General features: G+C 39.0%; 18 protein-coding genes and 1 pseudogene. 14 read left to right on the top strand and 5 right to left on the bottom strand.

From position 1 onward, the window contains the following. Both Q0502_RS01610 and Q0502_RS01605 read right to left on the bottom strand, forming a co-directional pair. On the bottom strand, positions 1–493 hold a 493-nt coding region (locus Q0502_RS01610), incomplete at its 3' end, for a prolipoprotein diacylglyceryl transferase (protein ID WP_298646361.1). 342 nt (positions 494–835) lie between these two features. Beyond that, a complete protein-coding gene (locus Q0502_RS01605) occupies positions 836–1,429 on the bottom strand; it encodes a metallophosphatase domain-containing protein (protein ID WP_298646359.1) in 594 nt (197 codons plus the stop codon). Positions 1,430–1,608: 179 nt separating this feature from the next. Here Q0502_RS01605 and Q0502_RS01600 point away from each other — a divergent pair, with 179 nt between their 5' ends. Both Q0502_RS01600 and Q0502_RS01595 read left to right on the top strand, forming a co-directional pair. After that, positions 1,609–1,854 (top strand): hypothetical protein, encoded by a 246-nt coding sequence (locus Q0502_RS01600; RefSeq protein WP_298646358.1) that lies wholly within the window; start codon positions 1,609–1,611, stop codon positions 1,852–1,854. A 55-nt stretch (positions 1,855–1,909) separates the two neighbouring features. Then, on the top strand, positions 1,910–2,149 hold the full coding sequence (locus Q0502_RS01595; RefSeq protein WP_298646356.1) for a hypothetical protein: 240 nt from the start codon (positions 1,910–1,912) through the stop codon (positions 2,147–2,149). Positions 2,150–2,258: 109 nt separating this feature from the next. Here the strand turns inward: Q0502_RS01595 and Q0502_RS01590 are convergent, their stop codons facing one another. Both Q0502_RS01590 and Q0502_RS01585 read right to left on the bottom strand, forming a co-directional pair. Further along, complete coding sequence (locus Q0502_RS01590; RefSeq protein WP_298646355.1) at positions 2,259–3,158, bottom strand: diaminopimelate dehydrogenase; 900 nt, start codon at positions 3,156–3,158, stop codon at positions 2,259–2,261. A 151-nt stretch (positions 3,159–3,309) separates the two neighbouring features. Next, complete coding sequence (locus Q0502_RS01585; protein WP_298646354.1) at positions 3,310–4,332, bottom strand: LacI family DNA-binding transcriptional regulator; 1,023 nt, start codon at positions 4,330–4,332, stop codon at positions 3,310–3,312. Positions 4,333–4,547: 215 nt separating this feature from the next. Here Q0502_RS01585 and Q0502_RS01580 point away from each other — a divergent pair, with 215 nt between their 5' ends. From Q0502_RS01580 to Q0502_RS01525, 12 genes are all read left to right on the top strand, one after another. Beyond that, positions 4,548–5,852 carry a Gfo/Idh/MocA family oxidoreductase gene (locus Q0502_RS01580; RefSeq protein WP_298646352.1) on the top strand — a complete coding sequence of 435 codons (1,305 nt, stop codon included), beginning with the start codon at positions 4,548–4,550 and terminating at the stop codon, positions 5,850–5,852. A gap of 71 nt (positions 5,853–5,923) precedes the next feature. After that, on the top strand, positions 5,924–6,967 hold the full coding sequence (locus Q0502_RS01575) for a nucleoside hydrolase (protein WP_298646351.1): 1,044 nt from the start codon (positions 5,924–5,926) through the stop codon (positions 6,965–6,967). Positions 6,968–7,119: 152 nt separating this feature from the next. Further along, entirely contained in the window at positions 7,120–7,473 is a 354-nt protein-coding gene (locus Q0502_RS01570) for a hypothetical protein (RefSeq protein ID WP_298646350.1), read from the top strand. Between the two features lie 74 nt (positions 7,474–7,547). After that, a complete protein-coding gene (locus Q0502_RS01565) occupies positions 7,548–7,964 on the top strand; it encodes a hypothetical protein (RefSeq protein WP_298646348.1) in 417 nt (138 codons plus the stop codon). A 464-nt stretch (positions 7,965–8,428) separates the two neighbouring features. Continuing rightward, on the top strand, positions 8,429–9,358 hold the full coding sequence (gene rbsK / locus Q0502_RS01560) for a ribokinase (protein WP_298646347.1): 930 nt from the start codon (positions 8,429–8,431) through the stop codon (positions 9,356–9,358). 20 nt (positions 9,359–9,378) lie between these two features. After that, a complete protein-coding gene (locus Q0502_RS01555) occupies positions 9,379–10,389 on the top strand; it encodes a GRP family sugar transporter (protein WP_298646346.1) in 1,011 nt (336 codons plus the stop codon). Between the two features lie 55 nt (positions 10,390–10,444). Continuing rightward, on the top strand, positions 10,445–12,142 hold the full coding sequence (locus Q0502_RS01550) for an ADP-ribosylglycohydrolase family protein (RefSeq protein WP_298646344.1): 1,698 nt from the start codon (positions 10,445–10,447) through the stop codon (positions 12,140–12,142). A 17-nt stretch (positions 12,143–12,159) separates the two neighbouring features. Then, positions 12,160–15,252, top strand: a complete 3,093-nt coding sequence (locus Q0502_RS01545; protein ID WP_298646343.1) for a TonB-dependent receptor — start codon at positions 12,160–12,162, stop codon at positions 15,250–15,252. Positions 15,253–15,285: 33 nt separating this feature from the next. Further along, on the top strand, positions 15,286–17,265 hold the full coding sequence (locus tag Q0502_RS01540; RefSeq protein WP_298646341.1) for a RagB/SusD family nutrient uptake outer membrane protein: 1,980 nt from the start codon (positions 15,286–15,288) through the stop codon (positions 17,263–17,265). Positions 17,266–17,303: 38 nt separating this feature from the next. Further along, positions 17,304–18,575, top strand: coding sequence for a DUF4959 domain-containing protein (locus tag Q0502_RS01535; protein ID WP_298646340.1), 1,272 nt, complete (start codon positions 17,304–17,306; stop codon positions 18,573–18,575). A gap of 21 nt (positions 18,576–18,596) precedes the next feature. Next, positions 18,597–20,279 carry a DUF4998 domain-containing protein gene (locus tag Q0502_RS01530; protein ID WP_298646338.1) on the top strand — a complete coding sequence of 561 codons (1,683 nt, stop codon included), beginning with the start codon at positions 18,597–18,599 and terminating at the stop codon, positions 20,277–20,279. Positions 20,280–20,342: 63 nt separating this feature from the next. Beyond that, on the top strand, positions 20,343–21,914 hold the full coding sequence (locus tag Q0502_RS01525; RefSeq protein WP_298646337.1) for an ADP-ribosylglycohydrolase family protein: 1,572 nt from the start codon (positions 20,343–20,345) through the stop codon (positions 21,912–21,914). A gap of 415 nt (positions 21,915–22,329) precedes the next feature. Here the strand turns inward: Q0502_RS01525 and Q0502_RS01520 are convergent. After that, positions 22,330–22,682, bottom strand: a pseudogene (locus Q0502_RS01520) (transposase); the annotation flags it as partial.

The following is a 22,682-nucleotide window of genomic DNA, read 5'->3' as shown; positions in this document are numbered from 1 at the left end:
TAGTGACAAACCGGAATCCCCACGGCTGGTCGGTCGGGCCTCCATAGATCTCATGGTTCATCAGGTTGCCGAAACGGATCATTGCGGCAGTGAATCCCGTGGGCACCATCACCCGGTCGAATGTCCATAGCATACTGAGTCTGGTCACCTTCCGTGAATAGAGCCATACGGCAATGATAATACCGATCACTCCCCCATGGCTTGCCAGGCCACCTTCCCAAACTTTCAGGATCTCGACGGGATTGGCCAGATAATAAGCCGGTTCATAGAAGAGGCAATGACCGAGACGAGCTCCCGCAATAATACCGACGATCATATAGAAGAAGAGTGAGTCGAACCATTTTTCGGGAAGATCTTCACGTTTGAAAACGCGTTGCACGATATACACGGCTACAATCAACCCTATGACCCACAACAGGCCGTACCAGCGAATTTCGCGGCCTAAAACGGTAAAAAGCGTGGGGTCTACATTCCAGGTTACAGAGAGTAATATGTCCATCAGAATTGATATTTTCGACAAAGATAATGAACTTTTTCGTCTTCTTCCTTCGGTTATGCTATAAAACCGGATTTTTGGGCCACAATCCGAGAAACCAATCGTAAATGATATATCCTTCCGATTTGTAAACCAACTCGTTTTCCACGACAATTCCCACGCTGCACACGCTGCTACGGTGCTGGTTAGCTGTTTCAAAATCTATGGCTGCAAATGATCCCGTTTAAGATCAGTATGAATTTCTGTTGTCCCAAAGGTAACCTCTACTAAACGATTTTACCTGATCATTGTTGAACGAAATTAATTTATGTCCATTTGAGCAATGGCAACACCATTATATTATATATCAAACAGGAAAGGCTTGTTCAGTAACCGATACTGTTCATCTACCAAGGATGCATTCGAGAAGATTGTATTCTTCCCTTTTTCAACTCCGTAGACATTATGAATATGTCCGAAAAGGTGATATCGGGGACGGATATCCAATACGGTTTGTAATAAATTATGATCACCGTAATGGATATTGGCCGAATTGTCCAGTACTCCATAAGGCGGTTGGTGCGTTATAAGAATATCAGTATCATCAGGTATTTTCTGAATGCTTTCATCGTAATTTCCGGATATTGCATCTTCCATAAACATAGGTACACCATAGAATTTAAGACCGTCAATCATTATACTTGAATCACACAGATAAAAACAGTTTTCGGGTAGGCCATCTATATTTGCTCCATGGAGGCAGTTATCATGATTACCGGCTATAAAAACTTTATATTTATAGGGTAATGCAGAAAACCACCGGATAAAATCAATGGCCTCATCCTCTGAACCGGCAAAGGATATATCACCGGAATGTACGATGAGGTCTGCTTCCGACATATTGACCAATTGGTGATGCCGGTTATGGGTGTCCGAAAGATGAAGAATACGCATAAATTTCCGGTTGATGAAATTATGAGACAAAATTACATGTAATGTATGCCAAATTACGACATATATAGTCTTTTTTTCATTGATGATAAAGAAATACAAAGCAGATGATTATTTTTTATAGTTTTGGCAGGTTAATATGATATATTTTGTAAATTTGCTTTTGAAAGGAGACTGATTATATGCAAATTACCATACGAATAGATGCGGATACGCCCGAAGGAAAACAAATCATAAATTATCTGAAAGATTTCCCCGGGGTGGTCACATTTGAAGACGAAGTGCTAAATGAATTGCAACAAGTGTATCTCCCCCCTTCCTCAAACGATTTAACTTCGTCCGGTGATTATGTGCCGGTAGAAGAATTCAGAGTTGAAGCTAAAAAAAGAGCAAAAGCTTTTCTGGAAAAGCATGGTTTACATTCATAAAAGAGTTTACTCAGACTTGGATTTGATTTTCACAGGAATGCTTCACTGGAAAAAGATGGAGCTTTCCCTAGATTTCATAGAACGTTATATTGATGATATCCTTATTCAATGCTATGACATAGAAAACGATAGTTTCCATTTTAACACCCAATACCCTGAACATAAACGTTATGGAGAATATGTACGCCGTTACCGGCGTAATTCCTATACATTATGGTACATTATTTACGATAGAGATATAAATGGGAATATTTGGGTCAACAAGATTATTTCGAACCATATCACTCAGTTATAGTATTTCTTTCACAAATCTCAAAAATGTAAATGAAAACAGGAACAACCTGTGCAGAATTTACACAAGTCGCTCCTGTAAATAACTTTGGATTTATATCAAAACGACGAATCTACACCAATTTCTTGATCCATGCCTCTTTTTCCCCGGGTAGCAAATCTACTACGGGAATCTCGATCATGGTATAGGCACCCGGCTGCTGCTTCATCGCCGCACGTGCAGTTCCTACAAGCACCTGCGCTGTAAGGGCGGGATTATTGATACGCATATCGAACTTAAACAATTGGTTCTGTGTATTCCCCGAAACGCCTTTGCGCTCCATCAGCACACCGTGCCCCATATCTTTGAGTGCTTCCACATCTTCCACCTGAAAGACATGGGTTTCGTCATGGACAAAGTAATCATCGGCTTTGATGGCTTGCGCTACCGTTTGAAAATCATACCCTTCTTCCAACTCAATATAGACCATCCTGCGATGCACACCTGTTCCTGTAGGGATAGTCATGGAGAGGGCCGCCTTTACACCGTCGATCGCCTTTACGGCTACGGTATGTCCCATACTCATGCCCGGTCCGAAGTTAGTATAGGTAATTCCCCGCGGCGCCATTGCTTCCATAAGGGTACGGATCACCGAGTCGCTTCCCGGATCCCATCCTGCAGAAATAATGGAAACGGCATTATGCTTCTTTGCCGCTCCATCGAGCGATCCACGCAATTGCAGTATCTGTCCATGGATATCGAAACTGTCCACCGTATTGATCCCTTGTTCCAGACATGTTATGGCAAATTTCTCTACACTTCTCGTGGGAGTACAAAGTATGGCCACGTCCACCTCTTCGAGTTGCGATACGGCACTTACCACATTATATTCTTTCAATTCAGCGGGAATATTCGCGGCATCACGCCGGACGATCCCTGCAATTTCAAAATCGGGAGCCGACTGCAACGCCTCCACCACGTACTTTCCTATATTTCCATAGCCGATTACGGCTACTCTGATTTTCCTTGACATAACGTAATATCATTAAATTTGCCCAAAAATAAACAAAACAATGCATATATAAAATGCATTTCCGGTATTTTTTTGAGCGGAACGGCAGACTGAACTTCTTTCGACTTTGAGATGTCGGATTTGGGATTTGGGATTTTACTTTCCCACCTTATTATAGTGGACTGCCTAAATTCCTTACCGAAGCTTTCACTTTCAACTGGGTTTTTAACAGAACATGTTTGGGAGAGATAGCATGCTCCAGTATATTGGAAAAGAGTATCTTCACAGCTATCTTGCAAATATCTTCCACCGGTTGCGATATACAGGTAAGCGGAGGCTCTATATAATTAAGGTATGGATTATCGTCAAATGTAAGCAGTGATATATCTTCCGGTACTTTCACCTTCTCCTCTTTAAGCGCTTTTATACATCCCATAGCAATAGTATTGCTAAAGGCAAATATAGCAGTAGGTCTCACTTTTTGCTGGAGCAACAGCTTTGTTTCCAGATATCCGTTCTGTTCACTGAAAGCATCTCCGGTCACCGTATATGAAGTGATACCGGAATTAATCATGGCATCCACAAAACCTCTTACCCGTTGGATATTAGGGGTTGAGTGTCTGACCCCCTGGATACAGCCAATAGAAGTATGACCGTGCTCAATCAGATATTTAGATGCTGAATAGGCACCTTCATAATTGTCCGAAGAAACAAAGGAGAGATCCAACCCTTCAAAATACCTGTCAATACAGATCAACGGAAGTCCTTTCTCCTGCATCCTCTCCAGATGTCCCCATTCATCCCCGCAAGGAACAATGATCATTCCATCTAGATTTCTGGATGACAAATGCATTACTTCTGTTTTTTCATTTTCGATATTGTCATCACTGTCTCCGATAATAGTTATATAATTGTATTTTCTCACTTCTGTATTTACCACGCTTGCTATCTCGGCAAAAAAAGGATTTTTTAAAGAAGGAACAATCAACGCAATCGTTTTACTCTTACCGGTGCGGAGATTACGGGCAAATTCATTCGGAACATAATTCAGCTCCTCCGCCAGAGCCTTTATTTTCTGCTGAGTAGCTTTACTAATCCTGTATTTGTCTGCCTTGCCGTTCAAAACCCTGGAGACAGTAGTAATAGAGAATCCCGACTTTTCGGCAATATCAATTATGTTTGATTTATGATGCATAATCCTATTTTTTTAACAAAGCTAACAGAAATAATGGAATAAGCAGAGACTAAGTCTACAAAGATAGCTTATTTAACTAAGTAAAATTACGAAAACGTTTGTTCAAATAAATATTGTTCATATATTTGCAATTAGTATCAATTAATAAATTAAAAACACAATTGTATCTTTTAGAAATGGCCCGATTCGTAATTTACAATTAGCACACTATTATTATGAGTATTACAAGACGTTCTTTCCTGAAAACATCCTCTACTGTGGCAGCAGGTCTGGCAATGCCCGCCTATTTAAGGGCTGCATCGATTAAGGTATCTACGAATGATAAGATTAATGTTGCATTAATCGGATGCCGCTCTATGGGATGGGCTAATTTATCGGATTTCCTGTTATCGGATGAAGTACGATGTTTGGCATTATGTGATATTGATAAATCGGTCATGGAGTCACGGGCAAAGGAATTGGCTTCCATGCAGAAAGAGAAATTCGAGCTATATGGTGATTACCGCCGGATCCTCGATCGAAAGGACATCGATGCAGTCATAATCGGAACGCCCGATCACTGGCATTGCCTGCAATTTGTGGATGCATGTAAGGCCGGTAAAGACGTGTATATTGAGAAACCGGTCAGTAATTCGATAGCAGAATGCGATGTGATGGTCGAAGCAGCGAATAAATATCAGCGGGTGGTACAGGTAGGTCAACAACAAAGAAGTGCAAAGCTATGGAAGGAAATGATTGATTACCTGGATTCGGGTGTATTGGGAGAAATATCCCGTATACATGTATATGCCAACTTCAATTATGCTGCAATAACCGAAATTGTTCCCGATTCAAATATCCCGGAAGGTGTTGATTTTGACACATGGTTGGGGCCTGCCCCGGAACGGACATTCAATAGACAACGTTTTCACGGCTTATGGAGAATGTTTTGGGATTACGGGGGAGGCCTTATGACCGACTGGGGTGTTCATCTGTTGGATATGGCACTTTGGGCGAAGAAAATACATACCATGCCCAATAGTATACAGGCCAATGCCGGTAATTTTCTCTACCCGGATGGTATGCATGAAACTTTTGACACTCAATCAGTATTATACCAGTTTGATGATTATATACTGACCTGGGAGAATAATGCCGGTATTGAATCCGGCCCGTATGGTAAAAATTACGGATTAGTCTTTACCGGTAAAAACGGGACATTGGTGGCCAATAGAGATGACTGGCAGGTTTATCCCGAAAGGGAAAAGGTTCCCGGGAAAATTGTCAAGGCCGATTATCAGGACCACAAAGATCATGTGTTCAACTTCCTGGAATGCATGAAAAGCAGAGACCGGAATACGGCATGCACGATAGAAACAGGGAGTTTGTGCGCCAAATATGCTCATTTAGGGAATATTGCCGCCAGGATGAGCGGAGTCTCTTTACAATATGACGATAAGAATAAGTCGTTCAACATCGCTGAAGCAAATAAATATATAAAGCCTCAATACAGAGAGCCATGGAAATTCCCCCGTATATAAGGATATGAAGTAATCAGGCAAAATTTGTATAAGAGAATTCAATGTGTTTAAATAAATAAAAACATTACAATATGAGAAAGGTTATACAAACAACATTGTGGCTATTCATCGTCTTCGTATTTCTTTTATCATGCTCCGAAGGCAAAACTAAAGGAGATGTTGACCGGCAAAAGATTGACATAATCTTCGATACAGATATGGGTAATGATGTAGACGATGCGCTTGCATTGGATATGTTATATAAATATCTGGATCAGGACAGAATACAATTACTTGGTATTCCTACAACAAAGAAAAGTCCTTATTGCGTTGAATATATCGATATTATGAATACATGGTACGGCTATCCCGATATTCCTATAGGAATGGTAGTCAATGGATCTGAAAAAGACAATGAGGATAATTTCGTACGTGCAGTGTGTCAAATGGAGAAAGAAGGCAAACCTGCTTTCGAAAGAACAGTGAAGGATTATAAAGCACTTCCTACCTCAGTAGCCCTCTACCGTAAAATATTAGCATCACAGGAAGATAATTCGGTAGATATTATTTCAGTAGGGTTTTCTACTAACCTTGCCCAGCTTCTGGACAGCAAGGGAGATGAATTTTCACCCCTTACAGGGAAAGAACTCATCACCAGGAAAGTGAAAATCCTGTCCGCTATGATAGGACATTTTCAGGACGAAAATTTTTCGGAATTCAATGTCAACTGTGATATTCCTGCTGCTCAAAAAGTAATCAGGGAGTGGCCGGCCCCCATAGTGGTATCCCCCTTCGAACTGGGTGAAACAATATTATATCCTGCCTCCAGCATCGAAAATGATTTCAAATGGAAAGAACCCAATCCGCTGGTTGAAGGATATAAAGCCTATCTGGAGATGCCCTACGACCGTCAGACATGGGACCTGACCTCGGTACTTTACGTTGTTGAAGCAGATAAAGGTTTCTTTGGAGAGTCACCTGCAGGTACGATAAGTATTGATGATAAAGGGATTACCCGATTTACACCCGACGAAAAAGGGAAACATAAATACCTGACTGTCACGGAACAACAAAGGGAGCAAATAAGAGATTACTTCATCGACCTGATAACCCAAAAGCCGAAGAAATATCAGTAATATACGGGTTGAAACTGATTATCAGTTTATTTTAATTAAAGTATTCGCATAATAAAATAAAAATCAAAGTTATGAAGAACATCTTTAGAACGGTCATGGTGTGGCTGATACTTATGGTTGCTTTATCCTAGATATAAGTACAAGGTGCGGTTATGATCCGGATTGTAATCCGGCCCAATGCTGCCGGAATTCAGGACACAATGATAGGATACAGTAATATCCCCGATTATTGGATGCAGGCTATTGAAAAAGTGGAGGATATGAATTTCCAATATACAGAAATGTCCCTTAACAAAGTGTATGATATAGGATTCCATCATGCTGCCGAAATGATTAAAAGAAACGGAGGCATTGAGAATACGATTCACTTACTGAAGTTTCGCAAGTTATTTCCGAAATGTATGCAACTAAACAGGAGACATTTAAGTGTTTTACGGGGCACCCATAGCACGCGTAGAGCGTTAAAAGAGAAGCTGTCCGAAGCGAAGCAAGTTCTTCTCTTTTAGCGATCGCGGGCTCCGATGGGTCGCAAAACATTGTCAGTCGGACTGTTTAGTTGCAGTCATGCTACTTGAGAAACTTGAATTCACTTATTATTCGGTACCAGATTCCCCAAACAGTTGCTCTGGAAATAGGAGGGATCTATCCTACTGAAAGGAAATATATAAGTACCTGGTTAACTGAGCAAAATAATGAAGTTTCATTTGGTATAACCGGTTGTGGTTTTGTTATCACAGGATATGCTTCAGCACAAAACAACCAAAAAGATAATACGTTGGAAGCTGATCTTTATATTGATAACAATTTTATTGAAACGATAAAGATGCCAACATTGTCTCTTGTTCGCAGGCTTGATATGGCATGGAACTATGACCTTTCCGAAGGGGAACATACTATAACATTAAAAACAAGGAATATTCCCGATGGTTACCATATTAATATCAGGGAACTCATAACCTATTCCAATAAAAATCCGGGAAAACACGTTTATTTTTGACCCCGCTAACCAGGCCCTAGCCCCACACTTTTCAGGGAAACTGCTACCAAAGAAATATATCCTCTAAAAGACTCTGCTAAAAAAGGATTTTTAAAGAAGAAAAAATTAGCACAATCGTTTTACTTATACCGGTTCGTAAATTTCGGACAAATTCATTCGAGAATTCAACTTCTCCCTCGTAAGTTTTATTTTCCTTTTGAGTAGTTTTGTTTATCCTGTATTTATCAGCTTTTCCATTCAAAACATGGATGCCGTCATAATACAAAATCCCAACTAATTATTCTGCAATATCGGCTATGTTCGACTTGTCCTTTATGACCTATTTTTGGAATAAAATGAATAGAAATAACAGAAAGAGTAGACAACAAGCCTGCAAATAACTTTATTTAACTATATATAATTGCGAAAACGTTTGTTCATATAAATATTTGTCAATATATTTGCAATTATTTATTATAAATATTATGAATATAAATAAAATTATCGTAGTGGGAAGTTGCAACACAGACATGACTATCATGACTAATCGTCTACCAATACCCGGGGAAACTGTCCTAGGAGGAAGTTTCAAGATGTTTTCAGGAGGTAAAGGAGCAAATCAAGCTGTTGCAGCCGCAAGATTAGGAGGGAAAGTAACTCTTATTGCAAAATTAGGGAGTGACCTATTCGGAAAACAACTTATAGCACAGTATGAAAATGAAAATATCGATATTCAATATACTTTTCTTGACGAGGAGCTACCCACCGGAGTTGCCTTAATAACTGTAGACCAAAAAGGTGAAAATTGCATTGCTGTTGCAGCAGGGGCCAATGAAGCATTATTCCCAGAGGATATTGATAAAGCGATGAATGCTTTCGATGATGCAAAGCTATTGCTTTTACAATTAGAAATCCCTATAAAAACAGTTGACTATGTGGCAAAGATGGCCTATAAAAAGGGTATAAAAGTGATTTTAAATCCAGCACCCGCGGCATCACTTTCCCATGAATTACTAAAAAGCCTCTATGCAATAATACCCAATCGGGTAGAAGCAGAAATTTTATCAGGCATAAAAATAACCGATAGGAAATCGACACAAATAGCTTCAAATATTATTGCAGAAAAGGGAGTTGATAAGGTAATCATAACATTAGGTGACCGAGGTGCTTTTGTAAAAGACGGTCCAAATTATTATGAAATTCCTGCATTCAATGTGCAACCAATTGACACCACAGCCGCGGGAGATACTTTTTGTGGTGCTTTCTGTGTTGCGCTATCTGAAAAACACTCAATAAGAGAAGCCGTTGAAATAGCAAATAAAGCGGCTAGTATAACTGTTTCGCGAGAAGGGGCACAAAGTTCAATCCCTTATAGGGACGAAGTAATTCCTGCCATAAAAAAAACAACATATTAAATCTTAAATAAAAATACAATATGTTTATAGTAGATAATTATTTATTAGCAGTTATTTTATGCGTGGTTACCATGGTTTGCTGGGGCTCGTGGGGTAACACGCAAAAGTTGGCCGCCAAAACATGGCGATACGAGCTTTTTTACTGGGATTACGTGATCGGAATCGTGCTTCTTTCGCTTATTTTTGGATTTACGTTGGGTAGCACGGGAGATCATGGACGCGGCTTTATCACTGATATTACACAAGTAAGCTCAAAGAATTTTTGGCATGCCTTCACGGGAGGAGTTATTTTTAATGCCTCTAATATTTTGCTATCGGCTTCAGTCTCGTTAGCAGGCATGTCAGTTGCTTTCCCTGTGGGCGTAGGTATAGCACTTGTACTGGGAGTATTCATCAATTATTTTGGGGCACCAAAAGGCGATCCAGTAATATTATTTTTAGGAGTAGCATTGATTGTTATCGCAATTGTGCTTAATGGCATCGCCTCTGGAAAAATGAGTAAGGGAACAGAGGAGAGCAAGACAAAGAAAAAGGGAATCATCATCGCTATTTGCGCCGGATTCCTGATGTCTTTCTTTTATCGTTTTGTGGCATCCGCGATGGACCTGAACAACTTAGAGAATCCCTCTGCTGGAATGCTGGCCCCGTACGGCGCATTCTTTATCTTCTCGTTAGGAATATTGGGAAGTAATTTCATCTTCAATACCCTTGCCATGAGAAAACCGTTCATGGGACAGCCGGTAACCTATTCCCAGTACTTCAAAGGTAATTCTAAAACACATTTAGTAGGAGTACTCGGAGGTATTATCTGGGGAATGGGCACGGCCCTCAGTTACGTCGCCGCGGGAAAAGCTGGCCCGGCGATTTCATACGCGTTGGGACAGGGTGCACCGATGATTGCTGCCTTATGGGGTGTGTTTATATGGAAGGAGTTCAAAGGATCTCCCAAAGCTGTTAACTACATGCTCACCTTTATGTTTGTATTATTCATTATCGGACTATCCCTGATCGTATCTTCGGGAGGTAATTAACCATAGATACTCATAAAAACTCACAATAAAAATTCACAAAATACACTTCATTGTTATGTTAAAAAAAACACCTCTTCTTATTGCTGTTAGCGTTTTAATAAATCTAACAGGATGCACTTCTGAAACCCGTGACAAACAGTCAGATATTGAATATCGAAAACTATCGGTCAAGGAATACCGCGATAAATTACAGGCAGGATGGCTGGGTCAGATAGCCGGAGTTGCTTGGGGTGCTCCCACTGAGTTTATATGGAAAGACAAGATTATTCCAGCAGGAGATATGCCACAATGGAAAAATGAATTGATTAATAGTGCTTTTTATCAAGATGATCTCTACGTGGAAATGACTTTTTTACGCTCATTGGAGGAGTATGGTTTAGACGTTTCTATCCGGCAAGCCGGCATTGATTTCGCCAACAGCGAATACCCCTTATGGTGTGCTAATGATGCCGGGAGAAGGAATCTACGTGCGGGGATTGCTCCACCCGATTGCAGCCATCCTGCTTTCTCGAATTGCCCAAACGATATTGATTATCAAATCGAGGCTGATTATTCTGGGTTAATTGCTCCTGGGATGCCAAATATAGCCATTGAATTAGGTGAAAAATTCGGACGATTAATGAATTATAGCGACGGGATGTACGCGGGACAATTTATAGGTGGCATGTATGCGGAAGCATTTTTCGAGGAGAATATACTAAAAGTTATCGATGCCGGCCTTAAGTGCATTCCTCATGAATGCCAATACGCCGAAATGGTACGCGATGTAGTAGCATGGTACAAGGCTAATCCAGATAATTGGGAAACCACTTGGACATTATGCCAGCAAAAATATCGAGAAGATCCAGAATATCAAAAAAACTCCAATGGAGGCATAGACGTAAAAATAAATGGGGCATATATCCTTATAGGATTACTCTATGGAGAAAAAGACCTTGACCAAACCATTATTATTTCAACACGCTGTGGCCAGGATTCTGATTGTAACCCTTCGAATGCCGCCGGTATTTTGTTCACCACGCTTGGAACCTCTAAACTTCCTAGCCGATTCAAGGAAAATCTTGATCTGGAAACACACTTTGCACATACAAATTACAATTTCCCGAAATTGCTCGATGTCTGTGAAAAACTGGCACGCGCGTATGTTTTGAGAGAGGGTGGCCGGATTGAAACAGAGACAAACGGAGAGGAGTACTTTATGATTCCACTCAAAAAACCAACGCCAAGCGCCTTGGTATTCAGTTGGGATCCGGAACCAATTACAAATAGCCTTTTCACCGAAGAAGAAATGGCAAAAATCAACCATAAAGGATTTATCAACATCCAAAAAGCAGTAGATGAACTACTCCCAGGTTGGATAGTTTCGAACTGTGGAACAGATATGGATCCAGGATTTAGGGAAACCTACAAAGGGAAAGAGAATGTGATTGTAACGCATCCTCTTAGTAGGGAAATACCCTGCGTCCTGAGCACGGAAATTGATATTCTCAAAGACAAAAAGACCGTGCTAAAAGCACTCGTCAGCCACTATGATGGTGGCGATTGGGATTTGATTATCCGTGTGAACGGTTCTGTACAGAAACAGATAACTATCGGAAAAGATTCGGTCAACAATGATGGTTGGCGTGAGATAACCTTCGATTTAACACCTTTTGCCGGAAATAAGAATGTCAAAATTGACCTTGAAAACAAAGCGAATGGGTGGGCTTGGGAAGCTGGATATTGGGGGGATATAAGAATTGTAAATGAATAGTATTAATAATCAGAATTATGAATAATTACATGAGAAACTTTATCCCACTACTCCTGCTCCTGTTTTCCTCCAATTTGTTTGCACAAGGCATTCAAGTAACGGGCAAGGTATTTGATAATTTCGATGAAACGCTTCCGGGAGTAACAGTCATGGTGCGTGGAAGTAGCACTGGCACTACAACCGATGGAAAAGGTGAATTCAATCTCGCTGTACCAAGCGATACTTGTGTTCTTATTTTTTCCTTTATAGGATATAAAACCGAGGAGGTGAAAATAGGAGAATCACGAATTATTACTATTAGAATGAAAGAGGAAGAGAAAGAATTGGAGGAAGTTGTGGTAGTGGCATTTGGCCAACAGAAAAAAACCAGTATGATATCTTCTATCCAAACAGTCAACACAAAAGATCTGAAAATACCTAGTAGTAACCTGACAACGGCTTTTGCCGGTAGAATTCCCGGAGTTATTTCTTATCAAACTACAGGAGAGCCTGGAAATGATAACGCACAATTTTTTGTTCGTGGCGTAACTACTTTTGGTTATAAAAACGACCCATTGATTTTAATTGATGGATTTGAAGCCTCAGCTAACGATCTTGCCCGTATACCATCCGACGATATTGAGGCATTCTCTATATTAAAGGATGCAACGGCAACTGCAATGTATGGGCCACGAGGTGCCAATGGAATAATCTTAGTCACAACTAAGGAAGGAAAAGAAGGCCCTGTAAGGATGAATATCCGTGTTGACACCAGAGTTACTACACCAACAAGGATGAATGAGTTCGTCGATGGAGTTACTTATATGAGAATGTACAATGAAGCGCTTTTGACGAGAACAGCTAATGAAAGTCCATTTTACAGTGAACAAAAGATTCAAGCTACCGAAAATGGCATGAACCCTATGATTTATCCTAACGTACAATGGCTCGATGAATTATTTAAATCTTCAACGACCAATACCAAGGCAAATATTAATTTGTCGGGAGGAGGAAATGTAGCGAAGTATTATGTCTCGGCTGGTTATGATCATGAAACGGGATTGTTAAAGGTAGACAATCGGAGTAATTTCAATAATAACATTAATATTAATAGATTTAATATCCGAAGCAACGTCGTATTCAAACTTACAAAATCTACAACACTTGATACGAGAATACAGGGCCGATTTGAGAGTTATAATGGACCTTATCGCTCCGCAACAGAAATTTATAATATGATAATGGGAGGTAACCCTGTTGATTTCCCTGCAGTTTTTGAGCCGGATCAAGCCAATCTCTTCACAAAGCACACCCTTTTTGGAAATGCTTATAATGCAGGCTCACTCATGACAAATCCCTATGCCGAAATGGTAATGGGTTATCAAAGCAGGGATGACAATACAATTACAGCTATGGCTACCTTGTCGCAAGATTTGGATTTTATTACCAAAAACTTAAAATTTCAAGCAAAAGCCTCCGCGACAACCTGGAGTTCTTATACGGCGAAAAGAAGATATTCTCCCTATTATTATACAATAGATAGTTATAATCCGATATCCGATGAATATAGTCTTTTTATTTTGAATTCCACCTCGGGTCAAGCTTATCTCGGAGGAGTAGAGCCATATAGAGATGCTACAAATCATTATTATTTTGAGGGACGACTAAATTGGGAGCGTGAATTTGGCAAGCATAACATAGGACTGATGACAGTATTTACTGCCGAACAAAGCTTACTTACCGGAGGCAACAGCAGCAATATCTTCGAAACATTACCCGAACGGAATCTTGGAAATTCAGGCCGCTTCACCTATGATTATGATACCCGGTATTTTCTTGAATTCGTCTATGGATATAATGGCTCTGAAAAATTTTCGGGCAAACATAGATTTGGATTTTTCCCATCTATCGGGGCGGGTTGGTTGATATCAAATGAATCATTTTGGGAATCAATGAAAGATGCCGTCAATCTTTTAAAACTTAAATTCACCTATGGAAAAGTAGGCAACGACGCCATTGCAGGCAGAGCTGACCGTTTTTGGTTCCTCTCAAATATTTCAACAGGGAGTGGTGGAGTTTATACTTGGGGGAATACCTTCCAGACATATTATGGAGGTTATAATATGAATCGTATAGGGAATCCCGATATGACCTGGGAAATATCCGATAAAATCAATCTGGGTTTTGAATTTGGTTTTTTTAAGAATGAGGATCTAAAACTCAATGTAGATTTCTTCAAGGATACCCGAAGCAGGATATATAGTCTACGATCAAATATCCCGTCTACGGCTGGTTGGAGTACGCTACCTTCTGGAAATGCGGGTCAAGCACAATCATATGGAATTGACGGCTCAATAGATTTTCAACATTCTTTCTCCAAAGATTTATGGTTAACAGGGCGCCTCAATTTAACCTATTCCACCAATAAATACACAAAACTGGATGAATTGAATTATCCATATGAATATCTTCAACGTGTAGGAAATCCCATAAATCAACTATATGGACTTGTTGCAGAAAGATTATTTGTTGATCAGGCAGAAATAGACCATTCGCCAAAACAAGATTTTGGCCCCTATATGGCAGGAGATATAAAATATAAAGATATCAACAACGACGGAATAGTAAATAGCTACGATATTGTACCAATGGGATTTCCAAGTGTTCCTGAAATTCAATATGGCTTTGGTATGTCGTTAGGATATAAAAAATTTGATTTTTCTTTCTTTTTTCAAGGAAATGGTCGAACATCTTTCTTCATCAATTCTGACGCGATAACCCCCTTCGTAGATAGACGAAACTCATTATCTTTTATAGCCGATAGTTATTGGAGTGAATCAGATCCAAACGTACATGCATTTTTTCCACGCTTGTCAACCTCTATCGTGAATAATAATTCTCGAGCCTCATCTTGGTGGTTACGTGACGGAAGTTTCTTGCGTTTGAAAACTATAGAAGCGGGATATAATTTCAGTGGTATTTCTGTACTTTCAAACACCAGGGTATATTTCACCTGTGAAAATGCCCTCATTTTGAGCGCATTCAAACTTTGGGATCCTGAAGTTGGCAGCAACGGATTGAATTATCCGCTTAACAGAACATTTAATCTCGGAGTTCAGCTCTCCTTTTGATTTATATTATTCAAACCGTTAAAAAATAAGAACATGAAATATATTCATATTAAGATAATAAGAATAAAGCGGATCGTACTCACTGCTTGTCTAGTTTTGATCCTGTTTTCTTGTGGTGACTTTCTGGATGTTGTTCCAGATAATACAGTAACCTTAGAGGATATTTTTTCTTCTAAGCAACAAGCTTGGAACGCCCTGGCCAGGGTATATCATTCATTACCCCTAATAAACAATCATTTGTATAGCGAATATGGCTTAGGTGACGAATACCGTGTATATTTAGACAATCAAAATCGAAATCGTTCATTAGGAGACATAATAAACCGTGGCGATCAATCCGCAGACAGTCCTTTGCTAGGGTTATGGTCAGGAACAAGAGGCGCTTGGAACTTGTATCAAGCATTATATGATACTAATTTGTTTATGGAAAAAATAGACCTTGTTGGAGACATGACCGAATCTGAGAAAGCTGATTGGAAGGCCCAAGCGAAATTTTTGCACGCTTATTATACCTTCTTGTTGGTTCAGCATTATGGGCCTGTTGTCATTGCTGATAAAATGATTCCTACGGATGCAACAGACGATGAATTATACCCTCGTAGACGCAAAGTGGAAGAGTGTTTTCAATACATCATACAACTCATAGACGAAGCGATTCCAGATTTAAGAGAAAAAGCAAATTCAGATGTCTATGGGCAAGTAGACCAAACAGTTGCAAAGGCAATAAAAGCGAAAATATTATTATTTAGGGCAAGCCCTTTCTTTAATGGCAATACCGATTACAGCCAATTTCTTGATACAGACGGCCAACCATTCTTTCCTCAGACCTACGATAAACAAAAATGGAAAGAAGCCCTGGATGCAATAAATGAAGCTATCGAAATTTGTGAAAGTAATAATTTAGGATTATATACTTATGGTAAAAATATTTACACGTATGATCGTGCAGATTATGAAACCAATATAGAAAGAATGCAGGCACTCTATAATCTACGGATGCTCATTGTAGATCCTTGGAATATGGAAGTTATTTGGGGTTTCTCCAATTTGAGTCCTTCTGGTGTAGAAGACTGGCAGGCTATCACAAACATACCCTTACCTTCTGGATACGATTCTTTCGGTGGCACATATGACACCAATACTTGTTTCGGCAGTACAGGTGCTACTCTCGCGGTTATTGAAAGATACTATACCAAAAATGGCCTCCCCATGGATGAGGATTTATCATTTGATTATAATAGAAGATATGATATTACTACAACACCGACAGAAGAAAATTCTGAATATGAAAAATCAAGGGGCATTTTACAGCCAGGATCACAGGTGGTCAATATGTATGTGGATAGAGAGTTAAGGTTTTATGCAAACCTTGGTATTACAGGAGGTTATTTTCGCTCTCATTCCAATAGAATTGCTACTTCAATGTTTGCCGAAGAACCCGGTGGCAGGTATTCAAAATTCGGGGTACAATACCTAACTACTGGAATTGGAATTCAGAAATTTGTACACCCTGATACAAAGGCTGGACATATTGCACGTTTAGTAAGATTTCCATACCCGCTAATGCGTATGGCAGATTTATACCTTATGAAAGCGGAAGCATTAACTCAATACCTAGATGCTCCAACACAAGAAGTTTATGATGCAATAAATAAAGTCAGGCGCAGAGCGGGAATACCAGATGTAGAGGTAGTGTGGTCTAATTCAGAACTGGCAAAAACTGTCAATAAACACACTACCAAGGAAGGAATGTTGGAAATTATTCTTCGAGAACGAGACAATGAGTTCGCATTTGAAGGACATCGTTATTGGGATATAGTGCGGTATAAAAAGGCAGTCTCTGAATTTTCCAAACCAAATGTTGGTTGGAATAATATGGGAACGGATGCGGAAACTTTTTTTGTTAGGACAATCTACCAACAAAATAAATTTTTCAAGAAAAATTATTTATGGCCTATTGACATAAATGAACTAACTATCAATGATAATCTAGTTCAGAACCCAGGATGGTAATAATTTTAGAATTTGAAATAAGATTTATAAAAACAAATATGATGAAGACCATATATATTATACTAAGCATAATGTTTATAATTGGATTTAATGCTTGCCAAGAAGAAAAACGATTTGAAATAAGTGGGGATGACAACAAAGCACCTGGACCTCCGGAATATCTGTCGTACAAACCACTTGTGGGGGCCGCTAGAATATTTTACAATTTGCCTGAGGATAAAGATATACTTAGCATCAATGCTGAATATGTCAATAATAGTGGGAAAAAAAGTTATTTTTCCGCATCCTATTTTACAGATTCACTTGATGTAATGGGAATTGCAGACACCCTTGAACACGTGGTCCAATTATATGCCGTTGATAGAGCAGGAAATCGTTCTATTTCAGTTCCGGTGACCGTTAAAGCATCGGAATCAGCCTTACAGAATGTAGCAGAATCTATTAAAGTATTGGCAGGATTTAACTCATTTATCGTTTTATGGGATAATGTATTGGAACAAACTGTAAACGTCTATATTGACATGATCTTTAATAAAGCTGGGAAGGATCGTGATTTAACATGGGTGTTAACCTCAAACAAAGCTATCAATAGAGAAATAATAGACAATGTAGTACTTTCAGATGACGAATCTTTAACCGTGAATATTCGTATTGGAGACACATATGGCAATTGGTCCCAAAATATTAAAATGGGACAAATCAAGATTATGAGTGATGCAATTTTACCAAAAGAACTTTGGCGATTACCAAACACCAACGATTCAATAGCGGGTATTCCCATGTGTTTTGGGAATGCTTATGAAGCCAAATCGTTAAATGTCATCGACGGGATTATTTCAAGAGGCGAGATCATTAGCATAATGCATACTGCCGGGAGAGGTCGCACTGGTAAAGCGATAGATGGAAATACTCCTTGGAATTTCCTTATTGATCTGGGTGATTATTATGAACTAAGCCGAATTGTGACTAATCAACGGCATGATCTTAACACAAACACGTACGATCCAAACGAAAGAGGATACTATTATACGGGTGAAAACGTGAATCAATACAATATGTATTTCTTAAATGAAGAAACAAGCGAATGGGAGTTCATTTCACAACATACAATTGAGATACCAACGGGACTAAGTGAGTTGGAAATTGCAAGATTAGGAGCAGCAGGTGACATGGCACTAATGTACCCCGAAGTTCCTGCATTCACAAAACCCGCGCGATGGTTCAGGTATGAAGCGCTTACCGGTTTCGGAGCTGCTCCTTGGGTCCTCTCAGAGATTACACTTTATGGTAGAAAAGCAAATATGCAATGAAACTTTTAATAAAATTATGAAATGAAAAAGCAAATAATATATCTTTTATGGATTACATCAGTTGTTTTCTCACTGTCTGGCTTCTCATGTACAGGCATGTATGATACGTTGAGAGAATTTGCCACGGAGGAAGCAATATATCCATCCGGTTTTGATACTATTGCCGGAAAAATTGGATTTGAACGTGTTGAAATAGACCTGTCCACGAAAGGGAGAATCCGGGCCTCAGAAATGAAACTGGCGAAAGCAAAGAAAACTGTGATCGAATGCTCATATTTTGATAGCCCTTTGATTATTGACAGCGTCTGTTCATGGGTGAATATTACCGGACTTATAGAACCGGAAGAATATACATTCAAAGTCTTTACTGAAGATGAATATGGTAATCGATCAATTCCAAAGGAAATATCACTTATTCCTTACACTTCATATGATCTTGAGCAGATGGAACTCTTATCACCAAAAATAACAGAATCAAGCTCCACTGCTCTTATTGAATGGGATAATAAGTTATCCGGGGTATTATTCGATTGTCATGGCTATTCTTATAGCTATAAAGACAATAATAACATTCTACAGACAGGAGGAGAACAAGGAGATATACCGAGCTTTTTTGTCGAGAACATAACGAAAGGAAATATCATTCCTATAGAGATTACTTTACAAATCACCCCTAAAAAAAATAGTGTCTCAATTATTGACACCGTTAACTGGACGTCTGTAATTTCTTTAAACATTTCAGAATCAGCCGGTGATGTCATATTTCTTAAAACACCTATTACTGCACATACGATAGACCTAAATAATACAAATGATTCAGAAATATACCATTTCTCGTGGACAACAGTTGAAAATATTGATTCTTACACTTTGAAGATATCAACAAGTTCAAATTTTCCAACCGATAAAACCTTTGAGCTGAATGTAGGAAATGTCTCGTCGATTGATCTGTATTCATCCCAAATCAAAGAGGTAGTGGCAAATGGAAGTGCCAGATGCTATTGGACAATTGTGCCTTCATCCAGTAACCACACGAGTAGTACCCAAACACGTGCTTTAAATATTTATCGCCAAATTCCACCCATAGGAATGTGGCTATTTGATGATGTGGATGATCTATTCAAGGCAAAAATAGGGCAACCCCTGATTGAGGTATCACCTGGAAATAAGATAACGCTATCAAATGGTCCAACCGAGAATGATAAAGCTGTTTTGGTACCCGAATTATCATATTTAACTTGCAGGCATGGAATAACTCCGCGATCAGGCAGTACTTATGTGAATGAATACACTATATTAATGAATATTAAATTATCAGCTTTCAAATGGTTTAGCATCGCGGATATAGATAATTCCAATAGTAACGGAGAATTATTTATAAGTCCTTATGGAGAATTGAGCATTAATGGATATTGGAATTCAGCAAGTAAAAATATGCACCTCAATGAATGGCATAGAGTTATTTACTCCGTTAAATTAAATGAATTTGTAAAAATATATCTCGATGGCACACTGATCAAAACTATAAGTACGGGGTCAAGCTGGATTGATGGTATGTATGCTCTTCGTCCTGAACTTTATTTGTTCAAGGATGATAATAGTTGGAATGACCGCAACAATGCTTACGTATCTGAAATCGTTATGTGGAAATTTCCATTAAATGATATGGAAACGGAACACTTGGATGAGATTAAATTCAGATAAGTATATGAATTATCTAAATTCATTAAACACACAAAAGATAGCAAACATTATCAAACTATAAATATGAAAAAAGCGAATATAATTTGCCTACTTTCAGTGACTATTATAATTTTTTTTAGTGGTTGCAAGGGGCAAGCAATCGGAGTCAAAATTCCAGATACAGTCAATATAAAAAAAGAGCTGCTTTTAGATAAGATTAAAGGGGGTTGGGCAGGGCAGGTAATCGGATGTACTTACGGCGGTCCCACTGAATTTAGATGGAACGGGACTATGATTGATGACAATGTTCCCATTCCATGGGATAGCACACGAATGATGTGGTATTTTGATAATTTCCCAGGCCTATATGATGATATTTATATGGACTTAACATTTATAGATGTATTTGAAAAACATGGGCTTGACGCCTCTGACACTCTCCATGCGCGGGCAATCGCGCAATCAAAGTATCAATTATGGGCTGCTAACCAAAATGCCCGTTATAATATTCTTAATGGAATAATGCCGCCCGCTTCGGGACATTGGAAGAATAACCCTCATGCCGATGATATTGACTTTCAAATCGAATCGGATTTTGCAGGCTTGATATCACCTGGAATGGTCAATTCCGCGGTTGAAATATGCGATAAAATTGGGCGTATTATGAACTCTGGAGATGGATTATATGGAGGAATGTTTGTCGCTGCTATGTATTCTTTGGCTTTTGTCCACGATGACATTGAGTATATTGTTGAAAAGGCATTGGAAACCCTCCCCAAAGAAAGTAAATATTATCAATGCATAGCGGATATAATTAAATGGTATAGGCAAAATCCAGATGATTGGAAACATGCATGGTTCGAGGCACAAAAGAAATGGTCACACGATATAGGCTCTCCTGATGGAGTCTTTGCAGCCTATAATATAGACGCTAAAATTAATGGAGCATACATCGTTATGGGTTTGCTGTATGGAAAAGGGGATTACGGAGCAACTATAGATATAAGCACCAGGTGTGGTTACGATTCTGATTGTAATCCTGCTAATGCCGGTGGAATATTGGGAACAATGATCGGGTATAGTAATATACCCAATTATTGGAAGCAGGGTATTGACAAGATAGATGATTTGAATTTCGCATACACCGAATTATCCCTCAATCAAGTTTATGATATTGGATTTAAACATGCTTCAGAAATGATAATGAGGAATGGAGGAGAAGAGGAGGATGATTCATTTATCATTAAATACCAAGCTCCGAAAAGAGTTCCTTTAGAAATCAATTTTGAAGGACTTTATCCTATCGAAAAGCGAAATTTAAACTCAAAATTGACAGCAAAGGATATGGAAGTTACATTTGACATAATGGGTTCTGGATTTGTATTGACCGGCTCTGCAACTAATAATAACCAAAATAACCCACATGCTGTATTGGAAGCAGATTTGTATATCGACAATACATTTATTGAAACCATAAAAATGCCAACCATATATTATGCTCGTAAATATGATGTTGCGTGGAACTATAATCTTCCTGAGGGTAAACATAGTATAAAGCTCAAAACCAGAAATATTCCTGATAATTACCAAATTAATATTGAAAATATGGTAGCATATTCTCGTAATAAACCAAAAAAGAAGACCTATTTCAACTAAATACAACTATTGCACAAACTATAAAAGTGAGGAATCGAAAGGATTCGGGGGTAATTATAGGATGTATTGGCCGCTCAGGTAGTTTTGAATTCAGGAGTTCCATTAGTAATCACGCCATGCCAGCCGGTAGTATCGCATTTTCATACCACTCTACCAGAGTTAGAATATTACTTGAAAGATAAAAACCCCCTGTCCGATTATTTGTACGAAATAGTTTTGGATACAATAGCCGCGATTTAAAAGCTTGGTCTAAAGCAATATGGGATGTTGTAGCCATTGCTTGGCTTGTAAACCCTTCCTGGGTTCTGACAAATCTGGTGCATAGCCCATATTAACCGATCAGGTAACATATAGTACGGATAGGTCCCGTCATTTTATCCGAATGGGCACATCAATAATTAATGCGAATCAGTATTTAAAAAATTAGATAAATGAATGCGAGGGCAATTTTGCCCATCGTATGTACAAGTAGTCCTTTTGTGGATCTTACTTTTTGCGCTCTTTGAATAGTTGTTTTTTCATTCAGCCAGTTGAAGAATGATTCTATGGGTTGTCTGACTTTGGAAACGGCCGTGGAGAACAAGTCATTATAGGCTTTCTGGCGCTGCCTTTCCTGTTCGGGTTGCCCCTTGATTGCCTTGACGGGAGTGAACATTTCAATACGCTGTTTTTGTTTCTTCTCATCATTGAAATATTCAAAGTCAGAGTATATCTTGTCTCCAAAGATTACGGTATCGCAGATATGATCACCCCAGACCTGTTTAAAAG

It is taken from the genome of uncultured Proteiniphilum sp. (assembly GCF_937873925.1).
Classification (GTDB): Bacteria; Bacteroidota; Bacteroidia; order Bacteroidales; family Dysgonomonadaceae; genus Proteiniphilum.
Note: the sequence above shows the minus strand (reverse complement) of the source record. Positions and strands in the feature narration are given on the sequence as shown.

Bases quoted from the DNA above. Each gene is read 5' to 3' on its own strand.
- Q0502_RS01605 (WP_298646359.1), bottom strand. From the start codon at position 1,429: ATGCGTATTCTTCATCTTTCGGACACCCATAACCGGCATCACCAATTG.
- Q0502_RS01600 (WP_298646358.1), top strand. From the start codon at position 1,609: ATGCAAATTACCATACGAATAGATGCGGATACGCCCGAAGGAAAACAA.
- Q0502_RS01595 (WP_298646356.1), top strand. From the start codon at position 1,910: ATGGAGCTTTCCCTAGATTTCATAGAACGTTATATTGATGATATCCTT.
- Q0502_RS01590 (WP_298646355.1), bottom strand. From the start codon at position 3,158: ATGTCAAGGAAAATCAGAGTAGCCGTAATCGGCTATGGAAATATAGGA.
- Q0502_RS01585 (WP_298646354.1), bottom strand. From the start codon at position 4,332: ATGCATCATAAATCAAACATAATTGATATTGCCGAAAAGTCGGGATTC.
- Q0502_RS01580 (WP_298646352.1), top strand. From the start codon at position 4,548: ATGAGTATTACAAGACGTTCTTTCCTGAAAACATCCTCTACTGTGGCA.
- Q0502_RS01575 (WP_298646351.1), top strand. From the start codon at position 5,924: ATGAGAAAGGTTATACAAACAACATTGTGGCTATTCATCGTCTTCGTA.
- Q0502_RS01570 (WP_298646350.1), top strand. From the start codon at position 7,120: ATGATCCGGATTGTAATCCGGCCCAATGCTGCCGGAATTCAGGACACA.
- rbsK (WP_298646347.1), top strand. From the start codon at position 8,429: ATGAATATAAATAAAATTATCGTAGTGGGAAGTTGCAACACAGACATG.
- Q0502_RS01555 (WP_298646346.1), top strand. From the start codon at position 9,379: ATGTTTATAGTAGATAATTATTTATTAGCAGTTATTTTATGCGTGGTT.
- Q0502_RS01550 (WP_298646344.1), top strand. From the start codon at position 10,445: ATGTTAAAAAAAACACCTCTTCTTATTGCTGTTAGCGTTTTAATAAAT.
- Q0502_RS01545 (WP_298646343.1), top strand. From the start codon at position 12,160: ATGAATAATTACATGAGAAACTTTATCCCACTACTCCTGCTCCTGTTT.
- Q0502_RS01540 (WP_298646341.1), top strand. From the start codon at position 15,286: ATGAAATATATTCATATTAAGATAATAAGAATAAAGCGGATCGTACTC.
- Q0502_RS01535 (WP_298646340.1), top strand. From the start codon at position 17,304: ATGATGAAGACCATATATATTATACTAAGCATAATGTTTATAATTGGA.
- Q0502_RS01530 (WP_298646338.1), top strand. From the start codon at position 18,597: ATGAAAAAGCAAATAATATATCTTTTATGGATTACATCAGTTGTTTTC.
- Q0502_RS01525 (WP_298646337.1), top strand. From the start codon at position 20,343: ATGAAAAAAGCGAATATAATTTGCCTACTTTCAGTGACTATTATAATT.